Annotated in this window: 15 protein-coding genes; 4 read left to right on the forward strand and 11 right to left on the reverse strand. The window is 43.1% G+C overall.

Features of this window, described 5'->3' with window-relative positions; genetic code table 11:
- Window positions 1–104 precede the first annotated feature (104 nt).
- Window positions 105–920 (reverse strand): hypothetical protein, encoded by an 816-nt coding sequence (locus LJ658_RS00005; protein WP_230544394.1) that lies wholly within the window; start codon window positions 918–920, stop codon window positions 105–107.
- 238 nt (window positions 921–1,158) lie between these two features.
- Between LJ658_RS00005 and LJ658_RS00010 the strand changes: the two genes are divergently transcribed.
- On the forward strand, window positions 1,159–2,430 hold the full coding sequence (locus LJ658_RS00010) for a sorbosone dehydrogenase family protein (protein ID WP_230544395.1): 1,272 nt from the start codon (window positions 1,159–1,161) through the stop codon (window positions 2,428–2,430).
- A 60-nt stretch (window positions 2,431–2,490) separates the two neighbouring features.
- Here the strand turns inward: LJ658_RS00010 and LJ658_RS00015 are convergent, their stop codons facing one another.
- On the reverse strand, window positions 2,491–2,742 hold the full coding sequence (locus LJ658_RS00015) for a hypothetical protein (protein ID WP_230544396.1): 252 nt from the start codon (window positions 2,740–2,742) through the stop codon (window positions 2,491–2,493).
- 189 nt (window positions 2,743–2,931) lie between these two features.
- Between LJ658_RS00015 and LJ658_RS00020 the strand changes: the two genes are divergently transcribed.
- Window positions 2,932–3,945: an IPT/TIG domain-containing protein gene (locus LJ658_RS00020; RefSeq protein WP_230544397.1), complete on the forward strand. Its 1,014-nt coding sequence runs from the start codon at window positions 2,932–2,934 to the stop codon at window positions 3,943–3,945.
- Between the two features lie 50 nt (window positions 3,946–3,995).
- Entirely contained in the window at window positions 3,996–4,175 is a 180-nt protein-coding gene (locus LJ658_RS00025) for a hypothetical protein (RefSeq protein WP_230544398.1), read from the forward strand.
- 18 nt (window positions 4,176–4,193) lie between these two features.
- On the opposite strand, the gene LJ658_RS00030 is transcribed toward LJ658_RS00025, so the two are convergent.
- The 8 genes from LJ658_RS00030 to LJ658_RS00065 form a co-directional block, all read right to left on the reverse strand.
- A complete protein-coding gene (locus LJ658_RS00030; RefSeq protein ID WP_230544399.1) occupies window positions 4,194–4,943 on the reverse strand; it encodes an ABC transporter ATP-binding protein in 750 nt (249 codons plus the stop codon).
- 180 nt (window positions 4,944–5,123) lie between these two features.
- Window positions 5,124–5,999, reverse strand: a complete 876-nt coding sequence (locus tag LJ658_RS00035; RefSeq protein ID WP_230544400.1) for a sugar phosphate isomerase/epimerase — start codon at window positions 5,997–5,999, stop codon at window positions 5,124–5,126.
- A 127-nt stretch (window positions 6,000–6,126) separates the two neighbouring features.
- Entirely contained in the window at window positions 6,127–7,359 is a 1,233-nt protein-coding gene (locus LJ658_RS00040; protein WP_230544401.1) for a nucleoside permease, read from the reverse strand.
- 146 nt (window positions 7,360–7,505) lie between these two features.
- Window positions 7,506–8,711 carry a sugar MFS transporter gene (locus tag LJ658_RS00045; RefSeq protein ID WP_230544402.1) on the reverse strand — a complete coding sequence of 402 codons (1,206 nt, stop codon included), beginning with the start codon at window positions 8,709–8,711 and terminating at the stop codon, window positions 7,506–7,508.
- Window positions 8,712–8,848: 137 nt separating this feature from the next.
- A complete protein-coding gene (locus tag LJ658_RS00050; RefSeq protein ID WP_230544403.1) occupies window positions 8,849–9,901 on the reverse strand; it encodes a sugar phosphate isomerase/epimerase in 1,053 nt (350 codons plus the stop codon).
- A 5-nt stretch (window positions 9,902–9,906) separates the two neighbouring features.
- Window positions 9,907–11,064, reverse strand: coding sequence for a Gfo/Idh/MocA family protein (locus tag LJ658_RS00055; protein ID WP_230545440.1), 1,158 nt, complete (start codon window positions 11,062–11,064; stop codon window positions 9,907–9,909).
- A 279-nt stretch (window positions 11,065–11,343) separates the two neighbouring features.
- Window positions 11,344–12,441, reverse strand: coding sequence for a fatty acid desaturase (locus LJ658_RS00060; RefSeq protein ID WP_230544404.1), 1,098 nt, complete (start codon window positions 12,439–12,441; stop codon window positions 11,344–11,346).
- Window positions 12,442–12,556: 115 nt separating this feature from the next.
- The gene (locus LJ658_RS00065) at window positions 12,557–13,126 is read right to left on the reverse strand and encodes an acyl-CoA thioesterase (protein ID WP_230544405.1); all 570 of its coding nucleotides are present in this window, start codon (window positions 13,124–13,126) and stop codon (window positions 12,557–12,559) included.
- Window positions 13,127–13,206: 80 nt separating this feature from the next.
- Here LJ658_RS00065 and LJ658_RS00070 point away from each other — a divergent pair, with 80 nt between their 5' ends.
- The gene (locus LJ658_RS00070) at window positions 13,207–13,899 is read left to right on the forward strand and encodes a hypothetical protein (protein WP_230544406.1); all 693 of its coding nucleotides are present in this window, start codon (window positions 13,207–13,209) and stop codon (window positions 13,897–13,899) included.
- 81 nt (window positions 13,900–13,980) lie between these two features.
- Here LJ658_RS00070 and LJ658_RS00075 read toward each other — a convergent pair whose 3' ends face one another.
- Window positions 13,981–14,481: a peptidylprolyl isomerase gene (locus LJ658_RS00075; protein WP_230544407.1), complete on the reverse strand. Its 501-nt coding sequence runs from the start codon at window positions 14,479–14,481 to the stop codon at window positions 13,981–13,983.
- Window positions 14,482–14,516 lie beyond the last annotated feature (35 nt).

Genomic DNA, 14,516 nt, shown 5'->3' on the forward strand with positions numbered 1-14,516 from the left:
CCTACAAAAAGGGCTCAGAAGAATCTGAGTCGATGCATTTAGACGAGAAAAAGCTATATTCACAAATCACATCTGACAACTTTTAAAACCAAATAACTGTCAGATCAAGTAGTGGCTATTACACCTGAGTTACCTCTTTGTTGCTGGCCACTTCCGTTTTGGCGTGATGGCTGGTTTTGCTGATTGTTATTATCTCTTCCTCCTTGCTGGGCCGGTTGGTTGTAACCACCCTGTCCTCTGCCTTGTTGCGCAGGTTGGTTATAGCCACCCTGGTTTCTGCCTTGCTGAGCGGGTTGGTTGTAACCATGATCACCTCTGCCTTGCTGAATCGGCTGATTATAGTTATAGTTACCACGATCGTAGCCTTGTCCGCGGTTATTAAACCTGTCATTATTCATGTTTCTGTTATCCCAACCACGGCCTTCGGCATGCTCTGCGCCACGATAGTTATCGTTACGTCTCTCAAAACGCGGCTCGTTGCCCCTGCGATCGTCGCGGTTACCATAGCTGCGGTTATCAATCCTATCGTTGTTACGGCCCCAGTTATTTACGGTACCTCTATATTTTTCGCGGTAAACATCGGCATTTAAATATGGGCGGCTTGCACGCACTTCATAGTGGCGGGCGTTTCTCCAATCGTAGTTACGATATTCGCCGGGAAGGTAAGCCGCAGATACCCATCTTCCACAATCATTATAATAGTAAGCCTGTTCGTAAGCATTATAATAAGCGTCTACCTCGGGCAGGTAATAATAATCGTCTGCACTGCTATAACCTACCGCAACCGGGGTAGCCAATGACGCCTGTATAACCGGGTGACCGCCACCTAAACGTAAGCCTATTTGTAGTACTTGTGCATTTGCGTTGTTATAAAATAAACCGCCTAATGCTATTGCTGATATTAAAGCTATCTTTTTCATATTCTTAGTTTTTATATACATCTATGACAGGATAAAGAAAGAAAGGTTTAACCGATGCTTTCATTATTATTTGTATAATAGAATATATACAGAATAAAATATTGAATTTTAATTGCAAAACAGAACATAATTAAAAATAGATGAAATTTTGACTGATTGTAAAAGCTTTGATAATATTAAATTTGGTTCTGCTTTGAAATTATATTGTTCTTAATTTTGGTACATAAACTTGCAACTGATGAAAAACAAAAGATTATTATCGATGCTGCTTCCGCTGGCCGCTATAAGTGGATTGGTATCATTAAATGCACTCAAAAATGACCCACCTGCAAAACATAGAACAAATGCAGGCGCCGACGCCGGCCTAACCCTGCCGGCTGGTTTTAAAGCAACCGTTATTGCCGAGAACCTGGGTAGTGCACGCCACCTGGTGATCACCCCTCAAAATGATATTTATGTACATATTGCCAGCACGCGCAAATCAAAAGGTATAATAGTACTACATGAAGAAAACGACCAGGCAACTATAAAAAGCAGTTTTGGCGATTATGGCGGCACGGGCATAGCAATTGGTGGCGGTTATTTATTTGCCAGCTATAAAGGCGGCGTGTATCGTTATAAACTGGATGCAAACAACCAGGTTATCGATCCATTAAAGCCAGAGCTTATCGTTACCGGTCTTATCGACATAGACTGGCATCAGCCTAAAGCCATTGCATTAGACAACAAAGGCAACATTTATGTAAATATTGGCGCTCCAAGTAATATCTGCACCGAAAAGGACAAAAACCATACGGGTTGCCCGCTGCTTGACTCGGCTGCAGGTATATGGCAGTTTAAAACCGACGAGTTAAACCAAAGTTATGCCGAGGGTGTACATTATGCCTGGGGCCTGCGCAACGTAGTTGGGATATCATGGAACAACGAAGCTGACCAGCTTTTTGTAATGCAACATGGCCGTGATGCATTACATGATCTTTACCCTAAGTTATACACTGCCCACCAATCCGCCGAACTGCCGGCCGAGTGTATGTTTGCTTTGAAAAAAGGTGATAACGCCGGTTGGCCTTACGTATATTACGACTGGCAAAAAAAGAAAAACATGCTGGGCCCTGAATATGGCGGCGATGGCGAAAAAGCTGCCGATCCGAAATACATTAACCCGGTTGCAGCTTATCCCGGCCACTTTGCGCCGGATGCCTTACTGTTTTATACCGGCAGCCAATTCCCGGCTAAGTATAAAAACGGGGCTTTCATAGCATTCCATGGTTCATGGAACCGCGCACCGCTGCCGCAGGCAGGTTATTGTGTAGTTTTCCAGCCGTTTAAAAATGGCAGGCCCGACGGTAAATGGGAGGTGTTTGCTGATGGTTTTGCCGGTACAGCCGAGCAAAAAGCATCAGGCGCCGCGGTACACCGTCCTACCGGTTTAGCACAAGGCCCGGATGGTTCTATATATGTAACCGACGATAATAAAGGCACGCTTTACAAGATCAGCTACAAAAAATAACAGCTTTTAAAGCAAAACAAAAGCGCCGTTTGAAAACATCAAAACGGCGCTTTTTTCTATTTACGCAGCGAGTGCCGTATTTACTTTCACTATCTCTATCAGGAAATTATTCTTTAGTTCTTTTTCGGCTACCACAACCGCGAAGTCGTCGTAACGTACACCGTTGTCTATCGGGTATACGGTATAGCCGCGTTTATTGGCATCATACTCGCCCAGCTCAAACATTTCGTCCTGGGTTTTGCCTTTGATCTTTGCACCACTCACCAGCTGGTACGCATCAAATATGTTCTGGAAGTTGTTATTGTTCATCATAGTGATTGGATGATTACAATAAGTTTGCCAAATTTTAACCTCATTAAAATAGATAGGTATCCCTATAGCCCATTATAATAACCCGCAAAGGCAACCTTTTTGAATATAATTACGTGGTGACGACAAAATAAACTTATCCCATTTCAACTCATGCGTAATCTTTTCTTATTTCTAACATTATTATTTGCCGTGTCTACACTACAATCATGCAGTAAAAAGAACACGGAAAATACCGCTCCAATTAAACCTAACGCCACAGAGCCTCTTAAAATAACCGGTTTTAGCATTGCAAGTGCGCCCAGTGACTATACAATCATTATAACAGGTAAGGGCTTTAGCACAATAAAAAGCGAAAATATAGTAACTTTTAACAATAAGCCGGCAGTGGTTTTGGAGGCAACTGCTACCGCCTTAACGGTAAGTGTCCCTATAGCGGCCGGTACCGGCAAAATAACCGTAAAATCGGGCAATCAAACAGCTACCAGTGGTGATGAGTTTAATTTTATTTATACTGTAACAACTATTGCGGGCAACGGGACTTACGGATTTAAAGATGGCAAAGGAGCTGAGGCGACATTTAGGACCCCTTATGGCCTGGCTGCTGATGCGGCAGGTAATGTGTATATAGCAGATAGTGACAATAATAAAATACGCAAAATAACGGCTGATGGCACAGTAACCACTATTGCCGGTACGGGTATTATTGGCAGCGCCAATGGTACAGCTTTAATTGCCCAGTTTAATTATCCGCACGGCTTGGTTTTAGACGCCACCGGTAATATTTATGTTGCAGATGCGGGCAATAACATGATCAGGAAAATAACGCCGGCTGGTATAGTAAGCACGGTTGCAGGCGATGGCACGGGGGGATTAGTAAACGGACCGGCCGCAACTGCTGAGTTTAATTTTCCGGCCGGAATTACTTTGGACCAGGCCGGAAATCTGTATGTAGCTGATGGTACAAATAAATGCATCAGGAAGATACCCCCCGGCGGCACAGTTAGTACTTTTACGGAAAGCTCTTTTGGCTTTCCGGAAGGTATTGTAACGGATAATACAGGCAATTTATACGTGGCCGATGCCGTAAGCAGCGTTATCCGTAAAGTAACGCCAAATGGCACTGTTAGTACTTACGCCGGTTCAATCCCGGGTATCATGACGGTGGTGCGGCCGACGCGCAATTTGCTAATCCTGAGGGAATAGCCATTGATGCTGCCGGTAATTTATATATTGCCGACCTATCCAACAATACCGTGAGGAAAATTACACCGGCTGGGGTGGTAAGCACAATTGCAGGGGCAACAACCAGGGGATATCTCGAGGGCCAGGGTACTAACACCAGGTTTAGTAACCCAAGCGGTATAACAGTTGCGCCGTCTGGCATAGTTTATTTAGGTGACATAGATAACTCGCGGATACGTAAGCTTCAGTAGTGATGATATCGGGGCAAATTACCCAAACCACTCAAACAGATCATTCTGCTTCAGCACCTTCTTATTGTCACTATTGACATCCTTGATGATCCTTCCTTCACTCATCTGGATAATGCGAGTTCCATAATTATAGGCATCCTTTAAATTATGGGTGACTAATATTGTGGTCAGTTTAAATTCGCGGCTCAGTTTATCCGCGGTGCCCATCACTATTTCTGCCGACCGGGGATCGAGGGCGGCGGTAGGCTCGTCAAGCAGCAGGATCTTACATTCGTCCATTACGCTCATCAGCAAGGTTAGTGCCTGGCGCTGCCCGCCTGATAAGGTGCCTATGGGTTGCTCTATTTTATTTTCAAGCCCCATGCCCAGCGTGGCTATTTTTTCTTTAACCTGCTTTTTAAAAGCATCGTTAACGCCTATGCTTAATCCTTTAGCTTTGGTGCGGATAGCCGCCAGCCTGAAATTATCCAGGATACTCAATTCGGACGCGGTGCCGCTCATCGGGTTTTGAAACACACGGGCTATCCATTTGCTGCGTTGATAGTCGGCCTGGCTGGTTACATCGTCATCATCAATTTTTATGGTCCCCTCTGAAGGCCGGATACTGCCTGAGATTAGGTTCAGCAGCGTGGTTTTGCCCGACCCGTTTGAGCCAATGATCACCACAAACTCTTCATCTTTAATGCTTAGGTTGATACCATTAACCGCGTTAACCTGGTTGGCCTTACCCCTGTTAAATGTTTTATAAAGGTTTGTTATAGTGATCATGATAACACAAATGTAAAAACAAAACGTCATTGCCGGTAAAAGCAATCACTGCAACAGACATTCACTAAGCAAAAATGCCAGCGGTAAGAATAATGCAAATAACATTTGTCTTACCACCGGCATCTGAAAATTTGATCGGCGGGTACAGAGATTGCGTCGTTCCCGGCCGGTGACGGGCGATTAAATACTCACTTTAGTTTTTAAATAGTTTGCGCTTTCAGCAATACTAACGTAAGGATCAATATTGATATAGTTTTCCTGCTCAACAATGAAGTGTTTTACACCACCTTGTTTAGCATGGCTTAATATCTTAACAAAATCAATACTTCCTTTGCCTATTTCGGTATTTAATCCGCTGTTGGTTTTGTCCATATCTTTTATGTGTACAAATTCAAAACGGCCGGGGTGTTTAGCCATCAACTCTAACGGATCTTTGCCTGAGCGTACTACCCAGTAAATATCCATTTCCATGGCTACCAATTTAGGGTCGGTGTTGTCAATAACGGTATCATAAAAAGTAGTATTGCCTATTGGCTTCCACTCGAAATTATGGTTATGATAACCCAATTTTAAACCGGATTTTTTACAGATCTCGGCCGCCTGGTTCATCTTATCGGCAACGGCTTTACACTCGTCAACCGTTTTTATAAATTCGCCGTTTATAGACGGGATGATAATATGCGATTGGCCGGTAGCGTTAGCTGCCTCAATATAAGCTTCTAAATTATCTGTTTTACCCGAACCAAAGAACTGATTCATGTCATAATGGGCGCTTGGTGTAGTTAAACCATTAGCTTTTAACAAGTCGCTGAATGCTTTAGGCTCTAATCCCCAGAAACCGCCTTGCTTGCTGTAACCAAACGGCTCAACTTCTTTATAGCCGGCTGCTGCAACTTTGGCTATAACACCGCTTACATCTTTAGGTAACTGGTCGCGCAGGCTGTATAATTGCAGGCCCACATTTTTTACTGGTTTTGCCGATAGTAAATGCGGCGCTAACATTGCCCCTGCCGATAGCAGGCCTGCCTGCGTTAAGAACGTTCTTCTTGTTGTCATTGTAAATTAGTATTTGTAATTAGTTGGCTAAAAATAGTAATATCTTATTATGATTTACCTTATAGACAAAAAAATAGCGATGGGTTTAAAGCCCATCGCTATTTATATTTAAATGCGTGTTTATTAATTAAGCCTCGATATTCGCTTCGGCTTTGGTCTTATCGTTAAAGAACAACAGGAACAACACCATTACCGCGGCAGCAATACCTGCAGGAATCAGCCAGATCATGTGCCAGTCGTGGGCACCTGCTATGACATAGGCATCAGATATTAAACCGGCTATATAGAAACCAATCAGCATACCTACACCATAGGTAGCTAAGGTAATTACACCCTGCGCAGCGCTTTTAATTTGCGGGCCGGCTTTAGAATCGGTATAGATCTGGCCTGATACGAAGAAGAAATCATAGCATACCCCATGTAACGCAATGCCTATTATTAGCAGGAAGCTTAATTCTCCTGCGTTGCCATAAGCAAACATAGCGTAGCGTAAAGCCCAGGCAAGCATACCAACTAAAATTGTCCATTTAAACCCAAATCTTTTAAAGAAAACGGGTAATGCCAATAAAAACGCCACTTCAGACACTTGCCCTATGGTCATTTTACCGGTTGGGTTATTAACCTTTATTTCTGTCAAGAAGCTATTAGCATTTTGGTAATAAAATGCCAACGGGATACAGATCAGAATTGACGCGATAAAAAATACCAGGAAGTTTTTATCCTTTAACATTTTAAGTGCATCTAAACCTAATACCTGTGATAGGCCCACTTTCCCGGTGGTTGTTTTTGGGGGAGTGGCCGGTAAAGTAAAGCTGAATAAACCCAATACTAATGAAGCAATACTCGACATTAAAAATGTATACTTTAAAAATCCTTTTGATACACTTTCTACAGCGTCCCAATGGAACAGAAAACTAATAGCCAGGCCGGCAACTATCCAGCCTATGGTACCCCAAACGCGTATAGCCGAAAATTCTTTTTCGGGATCTTTCATCTGGCTAAATGAAACAGAGTTTACCAATGCCAGAGTTGGCATATACAATATCATATAACCTAATACATAGGGATAAAAAGCAGAAATATCAACCGCTGCATAGCATTGGTACATTAATATGGCGCCGATGATGTGTAACACGCCTAATATTCTTTCAGCATTAAAATACCTGTCGGCAATCAGGCCAACAATAAATGGTGCTATAATAGCGCCCCATGATTGTGTAGAATAAAGCGCGCCTGTTTGTGCGCCGGTAGCATGCAGGTTAGCACCGGCAAATGGCCCCATGGTAACATACCATCCTCCCCAGATAAAAAACTGCAGGAACATCATTACCGATAGCTTAATTTTAATAGTTGTATTCATTATTAGTAGTTAGATGATTTTAAGGAGCTAAATTTAGTAATATCCTAACCGAATGCCTGCTGTATGATGGATTATTTCTGTTACATTAAATAAAAAAAGCGATGAGTTTAAGGCCCATCGCTTTTTATTCAGTTTTTATTGACAATTTAGATTTGTACGGCTGCAGCTGACTTGTTGCTTTTGCCTTTCATATAAATAACCAAACCGGCAAATGCTACAATCAGCGCCAAAGGTATAACCAGGGTTGCATTTAACACACGCTGGCCGGCAAAACTATTATCGCCATGAGCTTCGGCAACAATTCTGTCATAAAAACCACCCATAAAGATGGTATATATTGATACAGCAAACATACCCGCGCCACCCATCAGGTTTAAACCTAACGCGCCGGTAGCCGGCATATTGGTGTTAACAAAACCCAGCATGGTGGGCCAAAAGAAACACACACCCATACCGAATATGATAGCTGCGCCAAATATGGCGCCACCGCTTAAGTGGCTCAGCATATATAAGCCGGTTGAAGCCAAAATTGCCGATATTAACAATACAGTTTGTGGCTTAACCAGTTTAAGCACCGGCTTGGCAAAACCACGGCCCAATACCATGATACCGGTCTCTAAGGTTAGCAACAATAAAGCGTTGGACGATACATTTTTTAACAATACATCTATCCACTGGCCGGTAAATAACTCGGTGATTGCTGTACCAAACATGCAAATGAACATGAAGATGAACAGTGGATTTAATAATGCCTTATACATACCTGCTGTTGATACACCGGAAGCTACCCGCTCAGTAACCGGGAAATCCAGTTTAGAGAACAGGTAACCATATATTACAGTTGGGATAAGCATCATGCCTACCTGTATCTGCCAGCTCAGGCCCAGTTTATCAAACAGGGTTACAATTAAGGTACCTATAACAATACCACCGGGGAACCATAAATGGAAGTGATTTAGTTTGGTTGTTTTTTCTTCGGTGTATAATCCTGCAACTAATGGGTTGCATGCTGCCTCAACGGTACCATTAGCCAAACCAACTAATAGCGTTGATATATAAAGCGTCCAGAAACCACCGGCGAAAATAGTAAGCAATATACCCGCCAAATGGAAAATAAAGGCTAATACCAACAGGCGTTTCATGCCGATGATATCAACAATAAAACCACCGATAACTACAGCGATAGGAAAGCCGTAAAAGGCTGTCGCTGTAATAGATGCCAGCTGCGCTTTGTCGAGTTGAAAATCAGTACCCAGCTTGTTTAAAATACCCGCCCGGATACCAAATGATAATGAAGTAACTAACAGGGACAAACAGCTTGCCCTGAACAGTTGTGTACGGTTAATTTGCATTGCGTTATGTTTAAGTTTATAATTGGTTTTATAAATGTACTTATTGGTTTAGTATTTTTACAGTAAGAGGTTGATTATGATTGAGTGAATAGTTCCCATTAACTATTCACTCAATCAACCACTCACTTTTCTACTCACTAAATGCCTAAAAGGTTACGGTTAAAATCTTCGTCTGATCCTGCTGCTGCAAAATCATCAAAAGCTTTTTCGGTAACACGGATGATATGATCCTTAATAAATATAGCGCCTTCTCTGGCACCATCTTCAGGATGTTTCAAAGCGCATTCCCACTCCATCACGGCCCATCCGCTGAAGTCATACTGCGCCATCTTACTGAAGATAGATTTAAAATCAACCTGCCCGTCGCCTAACGAACGGAAACGCCCCGCGCGCTCAACCCAGTTTTGGTAACCGCCATAAACGCCCTGTCTTCCCGTAGGGTTAAACTCGGCATCCTTAACATGGAACATCTTTATACGCTCGTGGTAGATATCGATATATTCCAAGTAATCCAGACATTGCAAAACAAAGTGCGACGGATCATACAATAAATTAGCACGCTTATGATTGTTTACCTTCTCTAAAAACATCTCATAGCTAACGCCGTCATGCAGATCCTCGCCCGGGTGAATTTCATAGCAAACATCAACGCCGTTATCTTCAAACACATCCAGAATAGGCAACCAGCGTTTGGCCAGCTCTTTAAAACCGGTTTCAACAACGCCTGCCGGGCGTTGCGGCCACGGGTAAACCATCGGCCACAATAACGCGCCGCTAAAGGTAGCGTGTGCATTTAAACCTAGATTCTGCGATGCCTTTGCAGCATATTTCAATTGCTGTACGGCCCATTCCTGGCGTGCCTTTGGATTTTTATGTACCTGCGCCGGCGCAAACGCATCAAAAAGCTCATCATAAGCCGGGTTAACAGCTACCAGCTGGCCCTGTAAATGGGTTGACAGCTCGGTAATTTCCAGGCCGTGGCTGTTAACCAGTCCTTTAATTTCGTCTGCATATGTTTTGCTTTCGGCTGCTTTTTGCAGATCGAAATAGCTGGTTGCCCAGCTGGGGATCTGCACACCTTTAAATCCAAGGCTTTTTGACCATTGACAGATTTCTTCAAGCGTGTTAAAAGGCGCAGTGTCGCCTAAAAACTGCGCCAAAAATATTCCGGGGCCCTTAATTGTTTTCATAAAGTTTATACGTTGAATTTAGTCCACTTAATATCTGATTTACCTGATGCTATTACGTTTTCAATAAACGCCATACCTCTTACCCCGTCATCAATGCCCGGATAGTCCTGCGCCTCAGGGCTGGCCTGAGTGCCTTCAATTTCGGCCTTAACACATAAAGCGAAGTTGTGGTACAGGTTGGCAAATGCTTCCAGGTAACCTTCGGGGTGGCCGCCCGGTGTACGGGTATTATGCGCCGCGAACGAACTTACGTAGCCGCCGCCGGTGCGATAAATCTCCCATGGCTTACCGCTCATTTTTACCAACAGCGAGTTGGCGTCCCATTGTTGCCATTCCAAGCTGCCCAGTTCGCCGTAAACACGGATCTTCACATTGTTTTCTTCGCCTGCGGCGATCTGGGTGGCGGTTAACACGGCGCTGGCGCCATTATTTAATTTGATTAACACGGCACCGTCGTCATCCAGCTTGCGGCCCTCAACAACAATGTTGATATCGGCACAAAGCTGAGTTACCTGCAGGCCGGTAACATATTCCATTAAATTAAAAGCATGGGTGCCAATATCGCCCATAGCACCTGCGATACCACTTTTCCCGGGGTCAGTGCGCCACGAGGCCTGCTTATTATCTTCGCCCTCCAGGAAGGTACTTAACCACCCCTGCGGATACTCGACATAGATCTTACGCACTTTGCCGATTTTTCCGGCTTTAACCAGCTGCTTGGCTTCTTTAACCATCGGGTAACCGGTGTAGGTATGCGTCAGGCAAAATAATTTTCTGCTTGATTTCACTACCTTTTCCAGCTCCTTAGCTTCGGCCAATGAGAAGGTCATCGGCTTATCCAGCACCACGTGGAAACCATTCTCCAAAGCCATTTTTGTTGGACCAAAGTGTACGTGGTTTGGTGTAACAATGCTGATAACCTGCACCCGTTCATCAGCCGGTAATTGTTTTTCTTTCTCAATCAGCTCTTCATATGAGGCATATGACCTATCGGCGGATAGGCCAAGCGAAACGCCGCTTGCTTTTGATTTTTCGGCGTTACTGCTAAAAGCGCCGCATACTAATTCATAATCGCCGTCAATACGGGCGGCAATACGGTGCACGGCGCCAATAAATGCACCCTGACCACCACCTATCATTCCTAATCTTAGTTTCATATTAATTGTCAGCATGTTAGTTATATACGGCCAATTTAAATTGGCGTATTTAACGTTCGGTTAGTAGTTTATAGTTATAATACTTTGGTTTGTTTGGTAATGTAACGGTTGTAAAACACGCATTTAAACCCCATTTAATAGGTTTACCAAACATAATAACTTTATTAATAAAAAACCTAATGCCATAAATTTATTACGAAGGCTTTGGTACCTGCGGCAGGTTCAAACAAAAAAGGCCAGGCAGAAATTCTGCCGGGCCTGTAAATTGTATTGTATTTAATTAAGCTAAACTATCTCGGGTAGCAATTTTTTATCCTGCATTTCAAAAGCTTCAACAATCCCTGCGTCAGCCGTTGCTTTGCCAGATTTATGGATACCATAATGGTCGCTATAAAATTGTTGTTTTGAATCACGATATGAGCTTATCGCGCCTATCATACTCATAAATTTAATATAGTACCAGGCGGTATCAACCTGCCATGGTTTAAAGCCCGAGCGGGCGCTGTTAGGATAGGCATGGTGATTATTGTGCCACTCGCCGGCAACTATGCCCGGCCATACCTGGTTTATAGACATGTCATCACGGTTAAAATCCACACCGTCTTTGCGCATATCTTTCCCTTTGCCGTGGCCTTCGTAATTAAAGGTACGTACGCCTACCGCCCAAAAACCCGCAGCGCCAAACATGGCGGCCGCCAAACCCATTCCGCCTATCAGGTAAAACGCGGTAAACCACAGACCCCAGCTTAATATTACGCTTAAAATAGTTTTAAGCGGATTGGCCAATGTACCCCATTTTTGGTATTGTGCATAGGTGTTAACCTGTACCCCCGTATGATCCATTAATTTAACACAGCAGTTATAGTCTTTCTCGGTCATGAGCCGGTTTATAGGCTGATGGTTTACATCCGCCAAGAAACAATATAAAAAGCCGCCCTGCGCGTTATATGGGTCGCCGGGTTGGTCTGATAAAGCATGATGCACATGGTGCGACACAGCGTAGATCTCTTCCGGGATAATTTTAAGCGTCAGGTTTTGGGTAAAAAATCGCCAAAAGCTGTTTTTGAACTGGTATGCACTATGCGTACAGTACCTGTGGTGCCAAATGGTACCATGGGTACCCATAACGATCATGCTGTAAAAAAAAGCCGCGATCAATAATTTGATCGAAAAATATTTAAATACAAAAAGGAAAAGAAATGGCGCAAGCACCAGTATCATCATCCAGCTCATAAAAGAAAGCCAGTTTTTCTTGTCTTTAAAAACGTTTAGTCTTGAAAAAAATTCTTTGAAAATTTGTTTTGGGGTTGGTTTCGCCAGGTCACCGTTCTTGTCCGTCCATCCGTATGCAGGTGGTTGCAGCACATTATTTAAAAATGCCATCTAATAGTTTTGAGCTAATATCAATTAATCGGGTTTGTAATTTGAGTGTAATATATGAAGAAAAATTTGTAAAAATTTTTTATTTGATTTATTAACACCCTGTTAATATCAAACGTTAATTGTTAATTAATATTACACGTTCGCCGGTTAATAACTTTTCGCATTCCTCGAACCCATCAGGCACCGTAATATGGTGTATTTCCTGTTTATAGTTTTGCTTAATTTCTTTTCGTCGTTTAGCTTCAATAAAGCGCCTTACATGATCACGGCTCTCCAATATTAAACCCGGAATTTGTGCGGGCCGGTTATTTTCGTCCCTGGCAACCATGGTAAAATAACTGGTGTTGGTGTGATTAGTAGCGTTGGTTTTAATATTTTCTGAAACAACCCTTATACCTACTACCAGCGAAGTGTGACCTACATAGTTTACCGATGCCATGAGCGAAACCAGGTCGCCCACCTCAACGGGTTGTAAAAAATCAACCGTATCAATTGAGGCTGTGACACAATAATTGCCTGCGTGTTTGGCGGCGCAAACGTAGGCCACTTTGTCCATCAGCGATAATAAGATACCGCCATGGATCTTGCCACCAAAGTTTGAATAGGACGGTATCATCAACTCGGTTATCGTAGTTGCCGAGAAATTTACTTTTTTAAAAGCAGAGGTGTCAGGCCGAAGAGTCATGTTTTAAAGTAATCTGCCGCAATATAAAACTTTAGGCAATGCAATATTTCATAAAATATTAAATTGCCAAAAATATCACTGTGAAAAAACTGCTGTTGTTTATTGCGATTACCTTTTATTGGAGCCGCGGCTCTGCCCAACAACCGGCCGAGCATAAAGACAAGCTTACCGCTGACATTACCGAACAGTTTCAATATACCATTGAGAGCACCAAACCTGTAAAGAACGGCTTTTATAAAGCTTTTTATAAAAAGAAGACGTTGATTGCAGACGGCACCTATAAAAACGATAAAAAAACAGGCGTATGGCATTTCTTTTCGGCCGAAGGCGATGTACTGGAGGACTTTGATTATGACAGCAATAAGCTCTTATATGAGGCCCCGGAACAGAAAGACTCCCGGTTTAAATATGCGGTTGATTACAACCTGACTGATTCGGATATCGTGATCCAACCCATTAAGCCGGGCGGCAGGTTATTTGGCTATATCCCCTACCTTAACATTTTAAAACAGGTTGGCGACATCCCAAATCTGGCCGATGGAAATTGTTATGTCGTACTAAAATTATTGGTGAGCCCGCTGGGCAGGCTGGCTGATTGCAACGCAAGTATTGAGTGCGGGGGTAGCACGCCTGTTGTCAAAAACATCAATACAGATCAGCTGGCTGATGATGATAAAACGTTTATACCGGCTACCTATAACAAAAAAAAGGTAGCCTCGCAGATAGAGGTTTATTGCCTTATTAACAGATTTGGCGAGCTTGATATTTATTAAGATATATAGTTAAGAAACTATACCCTTCAGATGGTGAGGATATAGTTTCTTACTGCCAATCGTCAAAAAGACAAATCGATATTAGTGGCTATGATGCCCGTCTGCACCGTGAGCGTGACCATGAGACAGTTCCTCAGGAGTTGCAGGCCTGACGTTGATGATAACGCCTTTAAAATGCAGCGGCTGCCCAGCCATTGGATGGTTCAAATCTACAATGATAGAATCTTCGGCAACAGAAACTACCTGGCCCTGAAAATGGTTACCCTGGTTATCCTGCAAAGGTAAAATAGCGCCAATCTCCGGCAAATCAGCACCCTGGAACATTTCGATAGGCAAATTAGCAACCGCTTCCTCGTCATGTTCGCCATAGGCGTCAGCAGCTGTCAGGCGGAAATCATACGTATCATTGGTTGATAGGGTACTTAAATTTTCTTCAAACTTCGGAAGCATTTGTCCGGCTCCAAATAAAAAGGTAAGCGGTTGTTCTTGCGTGGCGCTTTCTACTAAAGCTTCGGTACCATCTTCCTGGTCAACATACAAATCGTAAGTTAATGACACTACATGTTGTGGTTCAATTTTCATCAGTATAATTGTTTTTTTAAAGGTGATGAAGCTAC

It is taken from the genome of Mucilaginibacter sp. UR6-11, from assembly GCF_020880695.1.
In the GTDB taxonomy this organism is placed as follows: domain Bacteria; phylum Bacteroidota; class Bacteroidia; order Sphingobacteriales; family Sphingobacteriaceae; genus Mucilaginibacter.

Coding starts and splice junctions, on each gene's coding strand:
- LJ658_RS00005 (WP_230544394.1), bottom strand. CDS start 920: ATGAAAAAGATAGCTTTAATATCAGCAATAGCATTAGGCGGTTTATTT.
- LJ658_RS00010 (WP_230544395.1), top strand. CDS start 1,159: ATGAAAAACAAAAGATTATTATCGATGCTGCTTCCGCTGGCCGCTATA.
- LJ658_RS00015 (WP_230544396.1), bottom strand. CDS start 2,742: ATGATGAACAATAACAACTTCCAGAACATATTTGATGCGTACCAGCTG.
- LJ658_RS00030 (WP_230544399.1), bottom strand. CDS start 4,943: ATGATCACTATAACAAACCTTTATAAAACATTTAACAGGGGTAAGGCC.
- LJ658_RS00035 (WP_230544400.1), bottom strand. CDS start 5,999: ATGACAACAAGAAGAACGTTCTTAACGCAGGCAGGCCTGCTATCGGCA.
- LJ658_RS00040 (WP_230544401.1), bottom strand. CDS start 7,359: ATGAATACAACTATTAAAATTAAGCTATCGGTAATGATGTTCCTGCAG.
- LJ658_RS00045 (WP_230544402.1), bottom strand. CDS start 8,711: ATGCAAATTAACCGTACACAACTGTTCAGGGCAAGCTGTTTGTCCCTG.
- LJ658_RS00050 (WP_230544403.1), bottom strand. CDS start 9,901: ATGAAAACAATTAAGGGCCCCGGAATATTTTTGGCGCAGTTTTTAGGC.
- LJ658_RS00060 (WP_230544404.1), bottom strand. CDS start 12,441: ATGGCATTTTTAAATAATGTGCTGCAACCACCTGCATACGGATGGACG.
- LJ658_RS00065 (WP_230544405.1), bottom strand. CDS start 13,126: ATGACTCTTCGGCCTGACACCTCTGCTTTTAAAAAAGTAAATTTCTCG.
- LJ658_RS00075 (WP_230544407.1), bottom strand. CDS start 14,481: ATGAAAATTGAACCACAACATGTAGTGTCATTAACTTACGATTTGTAT.